Annotated in this window: 13 protein-coding genes; 3 read left to right on the top strand and 10 right to left on the bottom strand. The window is 48.5% G+C overall.

The window, feature by feature from the left end; all coding sequences use genetic code 11:
• Positions 1-245 precede the first annotated feature (245 nt).
• Together ACTIE6_RS26355 and ACTIE6_RS26350 are read right to left on the bottom strand one after the other, a co-directional pair.
• The gene (locus ACTIE6_RS26355; protein ID WP_439559471.1) at positions 246-1,145 is read right to left on the bottom strand and encodes a histone deacetylase family protein; all 900 of its coding nucleotides are present in this window, start codon (positions 1,143-1,145) and stop codon (positions 246-248) included.
• A gap of 97 nt (positions 1,146-1,242) precedes the next feature.
• Entirely contained in the window at positions 1,243-1,809 is a 567-nt protein-coding gene (locus ACTIE6_RS26350) for a DUF4256 domain-containing protein (RefSeq protein WP_439559470.1), read from the bottom strand.
• A 339-nt stretch (positions 1,810-2,148) separates the two neighbouring features.
• Here ACTIE6_RS26350 and ACTIE6_RS26345 point away from each other — a divergent pair, with 339 nt between their 5' ends.
• On the top strand, positions 2,149-4,215 hold the full coding sequence (locus ACTIE6_RS26345; RefSeq protein ID WP_439559469.1) for a sensor histidine kinase: 2,067 nt from the start codon (positions 2,149-2,151) through the stop codon (positions 4,213-4,215).
• Positions 4,216-4,217: 2 nt separating this feature from the next.
• On the opposite strand, the gene ACTIE6_RS26340 is transcribed toward ACTIE6_RS26345, so the two are convergent.
• The 8 genes from ACTIE6_RS26340 to ACTIE6_RS26305 all read right to left on the bottom strand — a co-directional run bounded on the left by ACTIE6_RS26340 (position 4,218) and on the right by ACTIE6_RS26305 (position 12,024).
• Positions 4,218-4,616, bottom strand: a complete 399-nt coding sequence (locus ACTIE6_RS26340) for a DoxX family protein (protein ID WP_439559468.1) — start codon at positions 4,614-4,616, stop codon at positions 4,218-4,220.
• Positions 4,617-4,623: 7 nt separating this feature from the next.
• Positions 4,624-5,106 carry an SRPBCC domain-containing protein gene (locus ACTIE6_RS26335; protein ID WP_439559467.1) on the bottom strand — a complete coding sequence of 161 codons (483 nt, stop codon included), beginning with the start codon at positions 5,104-5,106 and terminating at the stop codon, positions 4,624-4,626.
• 5 nt (positions 5,107-5,111) lie between these two features.
• Complete coding sequence (locus tag ACTIE6_RS26330; RefSeq protein ID WP_439559466.1) at positions 5,112-5,435, bottom strand: ArsR/SmtB family transcription factor; 324 nt, start codon at positions 5,433-5,435, stop codon at positions 5,112-5,114.
• A 254-nt stretch (positions 5,436-5,689) separates the two neighbouring features.
• A complete protein-coding gene (gene katG, locus ACTIE6_RS26325) occupies positions 5,690-7,966 on the bottom strand; it encodes a catalase/peroxidase HPI (protein ID WP_439559465.1) in 2,277 nt (758 codons plus the stop codon).
• 311 nt (positions 7,967-8,277) lie between these two features.
• Complete coding sequence (locus ACTIE6_RS26320) at positions 8,278-8,766, bottom strand: DUF6169 family protein (protein WP_439559464.1); 489 nt, start codon at positions 8,764-8,766, stop codon at positions 8,278-8,280.
• Positions 8,759-8,899 (bottom strand): hypothetical protein, encoded by a 141-nt coding sequence (locus ACTIE6_RS26315; protein ID WP_439559463.1) that lies wholly within the window; start codon positions 8,897-8,899, stop codon positions 8,759-8,761. The genes ACTIE6_RS26320 and ACTIE6_RS26315 overlap by 8 nt, the downstream gene beginning before the upstream one ends.
• Before the next feature lie 183 nt (positions 8,900-9,082).
• Positions 9,083-11,689 (bottom strand): ABC transporter permease, encoded by a 2,607-nt coding sequence (locus tag ACTIE6_RS26310; RefSeq protein WP_439559462.1) that lies wholly within the window; start codon positions 11,687-11,689, stop codon positions 9,083-9,085.
• Complete coding sequence (locus ACTIE6_RS26305) at positions 11,686-12,024, bottom strand: PadR family transcriptional regulator (protein WP_439559461.1); 339 nt, start codon at positions 12,022-12,024, stop codon at positions 11,686-11,688. Before ACTIE6_RS26305 ends, ACTIE6_RS26310 begins: the two co-directional genes overlap by 4 nt.
• 291 nt (positions 12,025-12,315) lie before the next feature.
• Here ACTIE6_RS26305 and ACTIE6_RS26300 point away from each other — a divergent pair, with 291 nt between their 5' ends.
• Complete coding sequence (locus ACTIE6_RS26300) at positions 12,316-15,411, top strand: SusC/RagA family TonB-linked outer membrane protein (protein WP_439559460.1); 3,096 nt, start codon at positions 12,316-12,318, stop codon at positions 15,409-15,411.
• A 3-nt stretch (positions 15,412-15,414) separates the two neighbouring features.
• A partial coding sequence (locus ACTIE6_RS26295; RefSeq protein ID WP_439559459.1) for a RagB/SusD family nutrient uptake outer membrane protein occupies positions 15,415-16,392 on the top strand: 978 nt, incomplete at its 3' end.

The following is a 16,392-nucleotide window of genomic DNA, read 5'->3' as shown; positions in this document are numbered from 1 at the left end:
TGGTACCAGGTCTCCGCGAGCATGTTCTCGCGCAACTGAGGATAAAGGTCGTTAAATGCCGACTTAAAGCTCGGCTTGTTGTTCCGGTACAGCTTCTCAAGTTGTCCCGGGTTGTCGATGTTCAACAGGATTTGTTCGCGCATAGAAAGTTCATTTTGTCGTGTTAACCAAAGTACTTTGTGATTCAAAGTTAAATACGAAATCGATAAATCAATGTACCTCAGCAAAAAAATTTTTTGAAGCGATTACAGAAGCTCGGCGGCGGAACGGAATGTGTTCACGTGGGCATTCAGAATGGTGCGTAACTGGGGTGAGTAGCCGCCTCCCATGCTCACCTGCAACGGTATGCGATGCTGTGCAGCCAGTCCGAAAACCAGCCGGTCGCGCATGCGGCAGCCTTCCACCGTACACGCCATCCGGCCTATTTTGTCTGTATAAAGAATGTCGACGCCCGCCTGGTAGAAAAGGAAATCGGGTTTAATGCGGCTGATCAGGTCGGGAAGATTTTCTTCCAGCAGCCGCAGGTAGGTGGCGTCGTTGGTTTTGTCTTCCAGCGGGACATCAAGGTCGCTGCGTTCCTTTCTGAATGGATAGTTGTTTTTTCCGTGCATGGAAAAAGTAAAAACACGGGGTTCGTTGAGGAAAATGTTTGCGGTACCATTCCCCTGGTGCACGTCCAGGTCGATGATCAACACCTGCTTTGCTTTGCCGTGATCGAGCAGGTACTGCGCCGCGACTGCGTGGTCGTTGATCATGCAGAAACCTTCACCAAAATTGTAGCCAGCGTGGTGCGTGCCGCCTGCGATGTTGAAAGCGCAGCCACTATCCAGTGCTTTAAGAGCACCCAGCACAGTTCCGTTAGTAATCCGCAACTCGCGCTCAGCCAGCAATGCACTTTGCTCAAAACCGATGCGCCGCATTTCCTGCCTGCTCAGTTTGCCCTGGACCAGCCTTTCGATGTAATCCCGCTCGTGCACAGCATATACATATTCCAAATCAACCGGCGCCGGACTGAAAAAATCAGTCTCCGCGGCGATACCTTCCCGCAGGAGCTGCATGGGCAGCAGCTCGTATTTATCCATAGGAAAACGGTGACCTTCCGGCACCGGGTACTTATATACAGGGTCAAAAGCAATGGGGAACATGGAGGGAATTTACACATGAAATCGTGAAACCCGCCATGGAAGCGTCACTTAGTTGGTAAGGCCTGCATCTTTTTACTTCAATCTGCTGCATGGATTGCTATACCCTCAGTACGCCACGGAAGCCTCTGGCTGCGTAGTAGGAGTCTGCTCCGTTGTGGTAAATGAAAACCCTCCCAAAGCGGCGGTCGCCGAAGATTGCGCCGCCTGCCTTGCGCACGTCTTCGGGTGTTTTCAGCCAGCTTGATGTCTTTTGATCGAAATTTCCCAGCTGCTGCAATTCCTGATATTCTTCCTCCGTCAGCAGCTCGATACCCATTTCGGCAGCCACGTCCATCGCTGTATTTTCAGGCTTGTTCGCCTTGCGCGATTCCCATGCTTGTCGGTCGTAGCACAAGCTTCTCCGATCTTTGGGTGTCTCGGGGGAGCAGTCAAAAAACAGGTACTCCCCCGTTTTTTTATCCATTCCCACCACGTCGGGTTCGCCGCCGGTTACTTCCATTTCGTCCAGCGTCCACAATTTTGCAGGTTCAGCTTCCAGTTTTGCCTGTACTTGCTCCCATTCAATGCCTTTGTGGCGGTTTTTGTTTTTTTCGAAACGAGCTTTGAGCGTTGCCAGCAGCTCGGAGGCCTGGTCGGCAGATAGTTGCTTTTTTGTTGCTTTCATTTTGGCAGTTGGTTCTTTTATGCTTTGGATTAATTTTAATACACATGTTTGATACCACGAATGCACGAATTTTCACGAACATGCATTGAAGCTGTTTTGCTTTTTAAAGTATGCGTTTCACCTTTTCTCACGAATGCATTGCGTAGCTATTTGGCTACTAAAATATAGGTAGCCAAGTGACTACACAAGTTTTTCTACAATTTTGCTTAAAAATTTGTGTGTAGCTTTCTGTTCAGTTTCTGTTTGCAGTTATGCAAACAGTTGTATTTCACTCGTGTTAGTCTGCATTAATCTACTCCGATCCCACTTAAGCCGACATATTGATTGGCTTTCACCGCAATGAACAAGCGATTTCATCAGTTTATACCTGCAAGTCCGTTTATCATTTTTCTGCTTTTACTTACATTAATCTCCGGCCTGAATGCGTGCAGGGAATCCGGGAGATCGATGCAGAATGAACAACTTAAAACTTGGATAGACAGTCTCGACCGGAATTCCAGGAAGATAGGGATAAAAGAATCTGTCAAAAAGCTCGACTCCCTGGTGGCAACTTTGGGCACGCTCAACCTTACAGACCGGGTACAGTACTACAAGTTCATGAAAGTACTCAGCCAACGCGATTCCACCAGGGCGGCAGACGGGTTGCTGTACACGGACAGCCTCATGCAACTTTTTCCCTCTGCACAAATCCGTAAGCAAAACCCGATTGACTACTCCCGTGCATTGCTGCTGAGAGGCGACGATCTGCTGAAACAAAAGGAATATTACAGAGCTTACCGCAACTATTATAATGGAAAATCCTTTTTGCTGGCTTTGGGCGAGATTTGTGAATGTGCGCGGTACAGCAGCCGGATCGCGAACATTTCCTACGAGGAAGGAAATTACTACCAGGCGATCCAGTACTGGAAACAGGAACTGAAAGAGCTCGCCGAATGCACGGATAAAGAGAATTTTCAGCTGCAATTCATTGAAAAGCAAGGCAGCCTGCGGAACATTGGCATCGCACATATTCACCGGAACGAGCCGGATATTGCTTTGGAATACTTTAAAAAAGCAGAGAATTTCATTACCGCCCATGCAAAAGAATTCCCGCGTGAACAGAAGTTTATCCGCTTTGCAAGGCTGGTTATCCTGAAAAACAAAGCCGAAGCTTACGCACTGAAAGGCGAGACGCAGACTGCCGAAAGTCTGATCAAACGTTGTCTGCAGCACGACAATGAGATAGACTGGTCGCTGGAAGTGGAGCAGGAATCGAGGCTGATACTGACAAAGATTTACATTGATACCGAACAATTTACCCAGGCCCAGGCACAATTGGATACGCTCGAAAGTCTGACGAATGCGCCTGATCCGGAATCCAAAAGACTGCACATAAAGTTGCAAGCCGCTATTTCTTATGGTTTGCAAGATTTTGAAAGGGCTGGTAAACTGTTTCTCGCCAACATGGAAGATGAGCGGATCAATGAGCTTAAACGCAATGCAGAGAAAAAAAGCGACGTGGGCCAGTTCCTGCAACAGATCCAGCGGGAGCACGAGATAGATCTTGAAGCGGAAAAGGATGCACGCCAGAAAGTCATTCTCGATTTTGCCATTATCATATCCATTTCGCTGTGCGTGATCGTGTACCTGATCTGGCGAAGCGCGCAGAAAAGTGCCACCAACCTGCGCGCCGTGACTGAGCTAAACCGCGCCATTACGCAGAGTAACATTGTTTTGCAGGATACTGTTAATGCATTGGAACAGGCCGAAATGGAAAATGAAGCAGTCTTAAAAATCATCGCCCACGACCTTCGCAACCCGATCGCATCCATGATGTCGGCTTCGCAGTTGCTCTTCTGGGACCTGGACCCGTCGGCTGATCAGCAGGAAATTATCACGGGCATTCAGGAGGCGGGACAAAAGGCAAACGGACTGATCGGACAGATCCTGCAATCGACGACGGACCGCGATAAGATCATCAAAAGCGAAGTTGCCTTAGAGGAAATCGTGCAATCGTGCATTGATATGCTCAGCTACAAGGCCAGTGAAAAACATCAGAAAATTGACTATCAATTCGAAAAGGTAGCAATACCTGTCGACCGCGAAAAGATCTGGCGGGTGTTCTGCAACCTGTTGAGCAATGCGATCAAATTTTCTCAGGCAGGCGGAACAATCCGCGTTGCTTTACAGGTACAAACAAAAAAGGTACTACTGACTGTTCAGGACAATGGGATCGGGATACCGGCGGAACTGAAAGACCAGATATTCGTCCATTTAAGCAGCGCCAAACGATCGGGCACGGCCGGGGAACAATCATTTGGCATCGGACTTTCCATTTGCAAGCAAATCGTAGAAGCCCACGGCGGCCGGATCTGGTTTGAGTCCGCAGATGACGGGACAACGTTTTTTGTAGAGTTACCTGCTTGAATTCACATTGCCTTAGTTAAATGCTGCGACGCAATCAGCCTCCGCTCCGCGGGGCGGAAGTACCAGGAAACAATGGTGAGCACGATCAGCAGCACCGGCCCGAAAAGATCTTTCGCCGCATCACCAACTGCCAAATGCGAGAATACCGCGCCGGACATGGCGAAGAAAAAGCCTGCATAAGTCCATTCTTTTAAGAGAGGAAACCTTGGAATAAGCAATACAACCACACCGAGAATTTTCCAGACGCCAATTATGGTCATGAAATAATCCGGGTAGCCCAGATGCGTCATCATATCCGCTTCTTCTTTCATTTTTATAATCTGCACAATGCCGGTCGAGGTCATTCCGAGCGCAAGCCAGATCGTGGCAATCCAGTAAATAATTCTGTTTCGTTTTTCCATAATCGTTTTAGTTCAACTGTTTTACAACTTCCTCCAAACGGTTGTGTGCCATGTTCAATCCGTATGCAAAAGGCATTTTCAGCATTTGATCGCGTAGCTCGACTGATTTGTAGATGATCTGCATAGTAAGCTTGCTGGTACCTTCGGTTAGTTTTTCGAATTCCAGAAATTCAAGCTGCACGGCGAGTGAAGGCGCCGTAGCAATGACGTTTTCCATTTCAAAAGTCCGTGTGATCTTTTCATTTGGAACAAACTCCGGAATCACTCCATTGGCGCGAAAAACGACATTACCCTGCGGATCAGAAGTCTCGAACTCGTAAGCACCATGCTTCCGGCTTTCCAGTTTCAGCACCTTCGTTCCCATCCATTGGGCCACAATGTCAGGTTCAACATAGGCTTTGAAAAGCAGTTCCAGCGGGAGATCAAACTCCCGGGTGATTACAATTTCCTGTTTACCTTCTTCGGCATCCACTCTGGTTTTTCTCTCCATTGTTCTTATTCTTTGGGTTTATAATTTTTCATGATTGCTTCCAGTTTGTTAAACCTGTCGTCCCACATTTGCCGGAAAGGCTCGATAAAATCGGCTACTTCTTTCATCTTCTTCGCATTGATATGGTAGTACACTTCTCTCCCATTCTGCTGCGGTTCAAGCAGTTCGCATTCGGTCAGGATGGATAAGTGTTTGGAGATGGTGGGGCGGGCCGAGTCAAAGTTAGCCGCGATCGCACCGGCTGTCAGCGACTGCGTGGCAACCAGCATCAGGATCGCCCTCCTTGTCGGGTCGGCAATAGCCTGGAATACGTCTCTTCTTAAATTCATTATGTAGTTATTTGGCTACGAATATAAATGTAGCTATCTGACTACGCAAATATTTTTGGTTAAAATTTTGTTAAGGAATAAAGCAATAAAAAAAGACGCCCCGGAAAACCGGAGCGTCTGCATGGAAGCTATACAAGAGAATCTGGCGAAGCAAAAACAATGCTTTGGATTGTTGTTACATCCCTAGGGGATTTACTCCCCTCTGTTTTTACATGTTCCTACCGATGTTTCGCCGCGATGCGGCTGCATTTGCGCTATTTTGCAAGATCAAACCTGTCGAGATTCATAACCTTGTTCCAGGCTGCAACGAAGTCTTTTACAAACTTGCCCTGACCGTCTGCGCTGGCGTATACTTCTGCAATGGCGCGCAGCTCCGAGTTTGAACCGAAAACAAGATCAGCGCGGGTTGCAGTCCATTTTGGCTGGCCGCTGGCGCGGTCGGTACCGAGGTACGTTTCCCTGTCTTCTCCCATAGCTTTCCACGCCGTGCGCATATCAAGCAGGTTAACAAAGAAATCGTTGGTAAGAACACCAGGGCGTGACGTGAAAACGCCGTTTTTAGAACCGTCAAAATTGGCGCCTAACGCCCGCATTCCACCTACAAGTACCGTCAGTTCAGGCGCAGACAGCGTGAGCAATTGCGCCTTGTCAATCAGCAACTCTTCCGTAGCCACATCCGCTTTTGTAAGGCGATAGTTACGGAATCCGTCAGCAGCCGGTTCAAGGTATGCAACTGACTCCACATCAGTCTGCTCCTGTGAAGCATCTGTGCGGCCGGGGGTAAACGGAACCAGAACCGCGTGACCGGCATCCTGCGCGGCCTTCTCAACGCCAGCACAGCCAGCTAGCACGATCAGGTCGGCGAGGGATATTTTCTTTCCACCAGTCTGAATGCTGTTAAATTCACCCTGAATACTTTCCAGCGTGCTCAGTACCTTTTGCAACTGGATTGGATTATTTACCTGCCAATCTTTCTGAGGCGCGAGCCTTACCCGTGCGCCATTCGCGCCACCGCGCTTGTCGGAGCCGCGGAATGTACTTGCAGAAGCCCAGGCAGTAGATACCAGCTCAGATACCGTCAAGCCCGAAGCCAGAATATTCGACTTTAATGCTGCTGCATCTGCATCATCGATTAACGCATGGTCAACAGCCGGAACAGGATCCTGCCAGATCAATACTTCTTCGGGTACCTCCGGGCCGAGGTAGCGGGCGCGTGGTCCCATATCCCGGTGCGTCAGCTTGAACCAGGCGCGGGCAAATGCGTCTGCGAATGCATCCGGGTTTTCAAGGAAGTTCCTTGATATCTTCTCATAAATCGGATCAAAACGCAACGCTAAGTCAGTAGTAAGCATAGTCGGAGCATGCTTTTTGGTACTATCATAAGCATCAGGGATGATAGGTTCTGCATTTTTAGCTACCCACTGATGTGCGCCACCCGGACTCTTCGTCAATTCCCATTCAAAACCAAAAAGGTTCTCAAAGAAATTGTTGCTCCATTGCGTCGGTGTGGCGGTCCAGGTTACTTCCAAGCCGCTGGTGATTGTATCCGGACCTTTTCCTGAGCCAAAGCTGTTGCTCCAACCCAGACCCTGCAATTCCACATCTGCCGCTTCGGGCTCATTACCCACGTGCTCGGAAGGAGCCGCACCGTGTGTTTTACCAAAACTATGTCCGCCTGCGATCAGCGCGACTGTTTCCTCGTCGTTCATCGCCATGCGACCGAATGTATCACGGATATCTTTTGCAGATGCAATCGGATCAGGTGTTCCGTCCGGACCTTCCGGATTCACGTAAATAAGCCCCATGTGTGCAGCGGCAAGCGGCTTTTCCAGGTCACGCGAGTGAATGCCCCGGCCTGCATCTTCATCGGAAGATACTACACCGCGGTCGGCTACGCCCGGAACTCCCTGAGGGTACCGGCGGTCATTACCAAGCCACGTTTTTTCCGCTCCCCAATAAACGTCTTCATCCGGCTCCCAAACATCAGCGCGTCCGCCGGCAAATCCGAACGTTTTGAAGCCCATTGATTCAAGGGCCACATTACCCGTCAGGATCATGAGATCCGCCCAGGATAACTTATTTCCATATTTCTGTTTGATCGGCCAAAGCAGCCGACGCGCTTTGTCAAGACTCACGTTATCCGGCCAGCTGTTCAGCGGCGCAAAACGCTGCTGTCCCGATCCACCACCTCCGCGGCCATCAAATACGCGGTAAGTACCTGCACTGTGCCACGCCATGCGGATGAACAATGGACCGTAGTGTCCGAAATCAGCCGGCCACCAATCCTGCGAATCGGTCATAAGCGCATGCAGATCCTGCTTTACAGCAGCGAGGTCGAGACTTTTGAACGCTTCTGCATAGTCGAAGTCCTCGCCCATCGGGTTTGTCTTGGAGGAATGCTGACGCAAAATGTTCAGTTTAAGCTGATTTGGCCACCAATCACGGTTGCGTGTGCCACCGCCGCCTACATTGTTGTTCATAGTGCCGTTGTGAAACGGGCATTTGCTAATGTCGTTTGCTTCGTTTTCCATATTGTAAGTTCAGAATTTACTGTCACTACCTGCACAGGATTTCAATGCAGGTCGGCAAGTTATGTTTTTGGGTATTATAATGAAAATTGATTAATTCTATCGTTTGATAGTTGGTGTCTATTGAACGATTCCTGGAAATTTTGCCAGGACACTACTATCCAGTGCGATGAATTTTTTTAATAAAAAGAATGCAGATAGTGTAAATACTGCTGATTAACTAGTAATATCTTTCAATTACTTCAACCTCGCTGCCACGAACGTGTTAAAGAGCGACACCTCTTTCCTGATATATTTCAAAGGATTAAGCCAGATTACTGCCCGCTGTCTGTATATGAGTAGAGTTCATTGAAATACTTGTCAAAATGGGGGTCAGATGAAAAGCCGATTATGCCTAAAATCAATGAGGTTTCAAATGAGGTTACGTTTACACAACTGTGTCGGTACTTACTTGGATCAGCGTTTTCAAACCATTTTATGAACAATTTTGAACGACATGCGTGCCGCATATCTTGTGCATCACAAACATAGAGAATGGGGCAACCAAACTCCTCCATAAAAATGGAAATGGCTTTAAATATGGTAATTTCAATTCTGGGGTCTTTTCCTTTCTTTGGGTCTTTGGGAGAAACCGGCGTAAAATTTACCTCATAGATCAGGTTACAAACGTCGCACTGATCAGTAAAGCGATGTTTGGCAGGAGTAAAGGAGATGTAATATTCGCCATGAAGATCGGATTCGAAGATGTAGACAGGCGAACTGGTTTCTTCTTGGGCTAAGTAGAGCGGGTAGTGTTCAAGCAATCCGTTTTCCTTTTGTATACGTAAGCTTTCCAGCTTGAACTTTTCTAACCCATTCCTTTTTCTCGACAACCGCTTGAATGATAGCAGCGACCGCATTATCGCTTACTACGGTCGGAATTTTACTATTTTCCATACTAATTGAGATTAAATCATTGATCAAGTGTGTATATCCTATCCCATGAAGCGCTAACAAAAACTCTTCCTCAGCATAGTTAACATTTCAAATGTAAAAAATGATTCAATAAATATGAGAGACCAATAATCAAACGGTAGAAAAAGTTTAACGGTTGTCATGATCAACGCTGCAGGACACCCACTACTCGCTCCGCAAGCTCTTCACCGGGTTCATTAATGCAGCTTTGATGCTCTGGAAACTCACGGTTAGTAGAGCTATGGAAGTAGCAACAGCTCCTGCCAGTACAAACACCCACCAATCAATGCTTGTTTGGTAGGCGAAATCCTGCAACCATTTGTGCATTGCATACCAGGCGATTGGCGATGCGAGTACAATCGCGATCAGGACCAGTTTCAAAAAATCCTGTGAAAGCAGTGCCACAACGCCCGTAACAGTTGCGCCCAGCACCTTTCTGACACCTATTTCTTTGTTTCGCTGCTCGGCCATAAAGGCTGACAAACCGTATAAACCCAGGCAGGAAATGAAGATCGCCAGTCCCGCAAAAAGATTAAATATACTGCCCATTTGCTGCTCGCTTCGGTAAAGATTGTCCAGGTCTTTGTCCAGAAAACCATAGGTAAATGGAAAAGCAGGATTAAGCTGCTGATTAAGTCTGTTCAGCGCCTGAATAGTCGCTTCGTTGTTTCCTGCCGGCGTACGGACTATCACATACCCACCCCATTTATTTAGCCTGAGTACAAGCGGCTCTACCTCGTATTGCAACGATTTAAAATGAAAATCCTTTACAACACCAATGATATTCCCTTTTACCTCACTAAAAATAATACTTTGTCCCACGGCATTTTGCAGGTTCATGCCCATCACCTGCATTGCTTTTTCATTAATAATGTAGCTGGAACTATCTCCTGAGAATCCGTGCGAAAAACTGCGGCCTGCGAGTATTTTGGTTTTAAAAACATCCACAAAATGCTCGTCTACGTCCAGTGATGGAATGATCACCTGGTTCGGCGCAACTTGTCCGGGCCATTCCAGGTCGGTTGTACCTGACACAAGCGCGGTGGGTAAGTCTGAGATAATGGAGAAATCGGCAGTGAGCGGCTCATGGGAGAGTGCGGCTTTCAGACTTTGTTTTTTCCCCCACATTTCACCCGTCATAGGTACATAGATCAGGTTAGATTTGTCAAACCCGAGATTCCTGTTTTTGATAAAATTCAACTGCTTATACACAACAGCAGTACCCACTAGCAGCACAATGGCGACTACAAACTGCGCCACGACAAGTCCATTCCTGAAAACAAGATTGGCGCCTGCTACCCTCATTTTACCTTTAAGCACTTTTACAGGTGCAAACCCTGACAGGAACAAAGCAGGATAGCTGCCCGCTATTAGTCCCGTGAGCAATGCAATCCCTGTTAAGCTCAGCCACAGCTTTCCGTCGAGAAGCTGAATGGTAAGTTCCTTTTCGGTCAACATTTTGAATACCGGCAACAGCAAAAAGACAATACCGATCGCAATGAAAAGTGACAGGAATGAAAAGATCAGCGACTCGCCCAGGAATTGCAGCACAAGCTGGTACCGCCCCGCTCCTACTACCTTCCTCAATCCGACTTCTTTGGCGCGCCGTGCAGATCGCGCCGTGGCCAGGTTCATGAAATTGATGCATGCCACGGTCAGAATAAAAATAGCCACCACAAAGAAAATGTTGACATACTGAATGTTGCCGTGACCCGGAAGATCGATCTGCATATCGGAATGCAGGTGAATGTCGGTCAGCGGTTGCAGATTAAAAGCAATCTTCAACTGCTGTCCGTGCGCTTTATAGATCTCGAACATACGTGCGGTCAGCTTTTGCAATGCGTGCAGCGAAGTATCTGTGTTTTCAGCAAGTCTGAAATAGGTGTAAAAATTATAATTACCCCAGGTATCCGTTTGCAAATCCCTGTCTGTCCGCGCCAGGTTGGACATCGGGATAATGAAGTCAAACTGTAAATGAGAGTTGGTAGGCGCATTGGCAAGAACACCAGCGACCTTGAAATTCTCCCCATTGTTTCTCCTGAGTATCTTGCCCAGCGCGTCGCTATTCCCGAAGTATTTTCTGGCCATTTCCTCTGTGATGAGCAGCGCGCCAGGATCGCTGAGCGCAGTAACGGGGTTCCCTTTCAGTAGTGGAAAAGAAAACACACGTAGAAAATTAGAATCTGCAAAAAAAACGCGCTTTTCTTCAAACTTCTTCTCACCAGCTTCAAAAAGGCTGGTTACAGGCTTGCTAAGCCGCACACTCGCTTCAATCTGAGGCATTTGCTGCTGCAAACCGCGCGCAATCCCGGCCGGGCTCACAGCCGCTTTGAAATCGCCGGCGCTACAAGTAAGTCGGAAAATGCGGTCTGCCTGCGCGTGGAACCGGTCGTAGCTCAGTTCATTCTGTACCCACAGCAGGATCAGGATACTGCATCCCATTCCAATGGACAGCCCGGCAATGTTGAGCGCTGAGTATGCTTTTTGACGAACAATATTGCGCCACGTGATTTTGAAGTAGTTTTTTAACATAGCAGGATTCAAGGCAAAAGGTTGGTCATATTCGTATTGTCTGGCCCGTTTCCGCACAAAAGGTGGCAGCAGGGAAATTACATTCAACAGGTAACGCAGCAGGGCCTCGCCGGCTCCTGCGCGACGGTACCAATATGCATACAGTTCTTCCAGGTCGCCTTCCACTTCTTCCAGTGTATTGTCCGGATGCAGTAACCTGAGCACAGCTCTGGCCCAGCGGGGTGGCTGCGGTGTAGTCATAGTGCACTGGTATTTAGACTATTGTCTGGCATCAACTGCCATAACTTACTCCGTAACTGCTGTATATCACGCAATGCGCCTGCCCCGAGCGCTGTTACTTTGAATAGCCGCTTCCGCCTGCCGCCGCGCTCCATGGTAGCACCGCCAAGTTCAGAGCGTACAAAGCCTTTCTCTTCCAGTCTGATCAAGGTGTTGTGAATGGCGCCTAAGGTGACTATCCGCCCAGTATGCTGCTCGATTTCCTGACTGACGGTTAACCCGTAAGCCTGACCGTCCAGAATGGCGATCATTAGTAATACGAGTTCTTCAAATTCTCCCAGATAAGTTCGTCGCATCAGCCCGCCTGATTAGTTTATATTTTATAGTACAAATATGTGCCACTTAACAGAAGTGGCGAAACTGTGCATTCAGACCAGATTTAAGTGGTTATGGATCAAAAAACTTTGTCCGTAAAAGAACGGGAAGTGTCCGCTATCGGACGCAATTATCCTCCCGGTGGCTACGCTATTCGCAGATTTTTTAATCATTTTATACAAACCAGTCTTTTAAGCCTATATATTTGCTAGACTTAATCGATTACATACCTCAGTCAGTGGTATGCTCCCTTTTATCATTTTATAACCCTTATGTACAGATCTTTTACTTTACAAAATGCAGTCTTAAAGAGGCGGCTCGCCACCATGCTGTGCGCAGCCGCATTGCTGCTGACTCTGAATGTGCAGACCAGTCTAGGCCAGGCTGCTGGCGCTCTAACCGGAAAAATCACCGATGAAAAAGGCGAAGGTATCCCAGGGGCGAGCGTGCTGATCAAGGGAACTGGCAAAGGAACTTCCAGCGCTGGCGATGGCGCATTCAGTCTGGACGGTGTCAGCGAGCGCTCTGTTTTAATTATCTCCTTCGTCGGGTACGTAACTCAGGAAATTACAGTGGGCACCCAGTCCCGGCTTGAAGTCACGCTCATTTCTGATCAAAAGCTCCTGAATGAACTCGTGGTAGTAGGTTATGGTGAGCAGAAAAAGGTGAATGTGATCGGCTCCGTGTCGCAGATCGGTTCGGATGCGCTCGAAAACCGCCCGGTAACGCAGGTGAGTCAGGCCATTGCCGGACAAATGCCCGGGGTAACCGTGACCACAGCTTCCGGCCGGCCGGGCAGTAATGGGAGCACGATCCGTGTTCGCGGCGTAGGTTCTTTTGGTGCTACTCCCGATGCGCTGATCCTGGTCGATGGTATTCCCGGACAACTCAATGATATCAGTCCGGACGATATTCAGTCGGTTTCGGTTTTGAAAGATGCTTCTTCTGCTGCCATTTACGGCGCTCGCTCTGCAAACGGGGTGATCCTGGTAACTACCAAAAGCGGCGGCGAGGCGAAGGCGAAGATCAGTTACAATGGGTATGTGGGCTTTAACAAACCAACCGGCCTGCCTGATTTCGTGAATTCCTGGGAGTATGCGGAAATGTTCAATATCGCTTCCGGAACAACGGCCTATTCGGCTGAGGATATTGCCAAATTCCGATCGCAAAGTGATCCGGATCGTTTTCCGAATACCAAATTCCTAGACATGCTTTTCTCTGAAAAAGGCATTCAGACCGGTCACACCGTCAACATTAATGGCGGTAACGAGCGGGCGAAGTACTTTATTTCGGGCGGCTATCTGAGTCAGGACGGTATTGTTCCGAAGAACAATTTTACCCGCTACAATGTGCGACTTAACCTTGAAAATGAGCTCGGTAAGAATTTCAAACTGACCACGCGCATTGGTGCTTCTTCCCAACTGCGCAAGGAGCCGCAAGCCACGGGCAACAAAGGCGGCGAGCTCACAGACCAGCTGATCCAGAATGCAGTGAGATACCCGGCTGTTTTTCTTGGCCAGGCTTCAAACGGCGAGTTTGGTATAGGTCCGGAAAGTGGTGGCACTCCCGTTTCGTGGATCGCATCTTCGTCTTATTTCCGCAACCCGCAAAACCGGCTGACCACCAACATGAAGCTCAACTGGCAGCCTATCCCCGGGTTGAACCTCTCGGCAATAGGCGGGTACAATTTTGCATTGCTGGAACGTGTTTCCTACAATGCGTCCCAGCGCCTGAGCCCGACAGTAAACCTGGCGCAGTCGGTATTGAACCAGGACCGTAATAAAGAAATTTACCGCACGCTTCAATTTGTGGGCGAGTATTCGAGGACTTTTGAGAAAAACACGGTCGACTTTCTGCTGGGATATTCCTTTGAAAACGAGCAAAGTGACTACTTTTCAGGGTACCGCCAGGGATTTCCGAGCAACGATTATACTGCCATTGATATGGGCGGAGCGGATAACCAGCAGGTCAATGGATACGGTGAGCAATGGGCGATCCAGTCCTACTTCGGGCGACTGCGTTTCAACCGCGAGAATAAGTACCTGCTGGAAGCAACACTACGCTACGACGGTTCTTCCCGCTTTCCGGATAATAACAAATATGCCGTATTTCCCTCCGCAGCTGCGGGCTGGCGCATTTCCGAAGAGCAATTCCTGAAAGGTGTTTCCTGGCTTTCCAATCTAAAACTGAAAGCCTCCTGGGGTATTTTGGGTAATCAGAATATCGGGAATTACCCTTATCAGACCGTGCTGAACTCGGGCGCCAATTATCCATTCGGTACCGGCATTACGACCGGTGCTGCGTATGCTACTTACCGCGATGCAAATATTAAATGGGAGTCGACGAGAACAACCGATTTTGGGATTGAGACAGAATTGTTTAACAGAAAGCTGGGCTTTAATGCAACCTATTTCCAAAGAAATACAACAGACATTCTTTTCAAACCCTCTGCAAGCGTTTCGTCTGTACTTGGTGTATCGATCAGCGAGACCAACACGGGCGAGGCACAAAACAAAGGCTGGGAGTTTGACGGGTTTTATCGCGATCATGTCGGCAAGCTCAACTATTCGTTGGGCGGAAACTTTTCCATTATCCAGAATAAAGTAGTGTCGCTGGGACTTGGCAATGTGCGGCAGCCGAATGGATTTGTCGGAAACGGTTCGACGCTCTTCAATGGCTTTCCTATGGAAATGTACTACGGATACCTTTCCGAAGGCGTCTTCCTCGATCAGGCAGATATCGATGCGTGGCCGAATCAAACTACGATCACACCCGGCGCGCGGCCTGGCGATCTGCGTTACAAAGACATCAGCGGGCAAAATGGGGTACCCGATGGAAAAGTAGATGCTACCTACGACCGCACTTACCTCGGCAGCCGGATTCCGAAGTATACATACAGCTTCAATGCCGACCTCCGCTACAAGTCCTTCGATTTCTCATTGTTCCTGCAAGGCGTGGCGGGTGTCAAAGGCCAGTTGAACAATTACGCAGGTGTCGCATTTTTTAATCTGGGGAATATCCAGCGCTGGCAAATGGAAGGAAGGTTTGATCCCGCCAATCCGCAGCGTTACCCGGAATATCCGCGTCTGGAAGTAGTTACCAACAGCGGCACACCAAATACGGTACAATCCGATTTCTGGGTTCAGAATGCGGCTTATCTGCGCGTGAAGAATGTACAGCTGGGTTACTCCCTGCCTGCATCTGTACTGAGCCAGTTGAAAATCGACCGCCTGCGTCTTTATGTAAGTATCGAAAATCCGCTCACATTCAGCAGCTATCGCGAAGGCTGGGATCCCGAGATCAACACCAGCGGCACCTACTATCCTATCCTGTCTACTTACACTTTTGGAGTCAATATCAAATTCTAGGTCATGAGAATTCCCACATATATTTTACGTAAATCGATTTTGTCACTGATCCTGCTGTCGCTGCTTTCATGCGACGATCAGTTAAAGCAATTTCCGACCAATGCATTTGCCAAAGACGTTTTCTGGAATTCAGAATCAAATACAATGATCGCGCTTTCGGGGATGTACCGCGGCGGGATAACTTATGGAACCAACACGGTTCCAAACGACTGGTGGAGCTACTTTGGAAGCGTATTCCTCGAATTTGCAACAGACAATGCATACGATCGCCGGGGTGACAATTCGACTTTCAACAAGCTCACAGACGGCACATTAACTGCGAACAACAATGTAATCCAGGGTTACTGGACAGGTTCTTACAAAAGGATTGCAATTGCCAACGATTTCCTGGAAAACATCGGCAAAGTACCTGCGAGCGAAGCTTTTATCCGCAGACTGACCGCAGAAGCCAGGTTCCTGCGCGCGACCCAGTATTTCTATATGTCACAATACTGGGGCTCGGTTCCGCTGGTTACCAAAACGCTGACGCCAGACGAAGCCAACAACGTAGAAAGAGCGCCGAAATCCGCAATTGTACAATTCGTAATTGACGAGCTGACTGCCGCGGCTGCCGACTTACCCGGACAAAAATCACTGGCAGCAAACGAAAGTGGCCGCGCTACCAAACAGGCGGCACTGGCCTTTCTGGGTCGGATGTATTTGGGTGAAAAAAGCTTTAAAGAAGCAGCGGCTGCTTACAAACAGCTCATTGATTTAGGCGAAAATACCATTGATCCGGATTATGCAGGTTTGTTCAATACGGCAAATGAAAACAGCAGGGAAATCATTTTCAGTTTGCAGCACGTATCCGGACAAGCGCCGAATGCGATGCCGCAGCACGCCTACCCGGCGATCAATGGCGGCTGGCACATTATCAATCCGCTGGGAAGTCTGGCTGATGAATATGGATTTGCAGACGGAACGCCATTCTCTTACGACAGC

Source organism: Dyadobacter sp., from assembly GCF_051859145.1.
In the GTDB taxonomy this organism is placed as follows: Bacteria; Bacteroidota; Bacteroidia; order Cytophagales; family Spirosomataceae; genus Dyadobacter.
The sequence above is the reverse complement of the archived record's forward strand: the minus strand, read 5'-3'. Positions and strand labels throughout refer to the sequence as shown.

Coding starts and splice junctions, on each gene's coding strand:
- ACTIE6_RS26355 (WP_439559471.1), bottom strand. CDS start 1,145: ATGTTCCCCATTGCTTTTGACCCTGTATATAAGTACCCGGTGCCGGAA.
- ACTIE6_RS26350 (WP_439559470.1), bottom strand. CDS start 1,809: ATGAAAGCAACAAAAAAGCAACTATCTGCCGACCAGGCCTCCGAGCTG.
- ACTIE6_RS26345 (WP_439559469.1), top strand. CDS start 2,149: ATGAACAAGCGATTTCATCAGTTTATACCTGCAAGTCCGTTTATCATT.
- ACTIE6_RS26340 (WP_439559468.1), bottom strand. CDS start 4,616: ATGGAAAAACGAAACAGAATTATTTACTGGATTGCCACGATCTGGCTT.
- ACTIE6_RS26335 (WP_439559467.1), bottom strand. CDS start 5,106: ATGGAGAGAAAAACCAGAGTGGATGCCGAAGAAGGTAAACAGGAAATT.
- ACTIE6_RS26330 (WP_439559466.1), bottom strand. CDS start 5,435: ATGAATTTAAGAAGAGACGTATTCCAGGCTATTGCCGACCCGACAAGG.
- katG (WP_439559465.1), bottom strand. CDS start 7,966: ATGGAAAACGAAGCAAACGACATTAGCAAATGCCCGTTTCACAACGGC.
- ACTIE6_RS26315 (WP_439559463.1), bottom strand. CDS start 8,899: ATGGAAAATAGTAAAATTCCGACCGTAGTAAGCGATAATGCGGTCGCT.
- ACTIE6_RS26310 (WP_439559462.1), bottom strand. CDS start 11,689: ATGACTACACCGCAGCCACCCCGCTGGGCCAGAGCTGTGCTCAGGTTA.
- ACTIE6_RS26305 (WP_439559461.1), bottom strand. CDS start 12,024: ATGCGACGAACTTATCTGGGAGAATTTGAAGAACTCGTATTACTAATG.
- ACTIE6_RS26300 (WP_439559460.1), top strand. CDS start 12,316: ATGTACAGATCTTTTACTTTACAAAATGCAGTCTTAAAGAGGCGGCTC.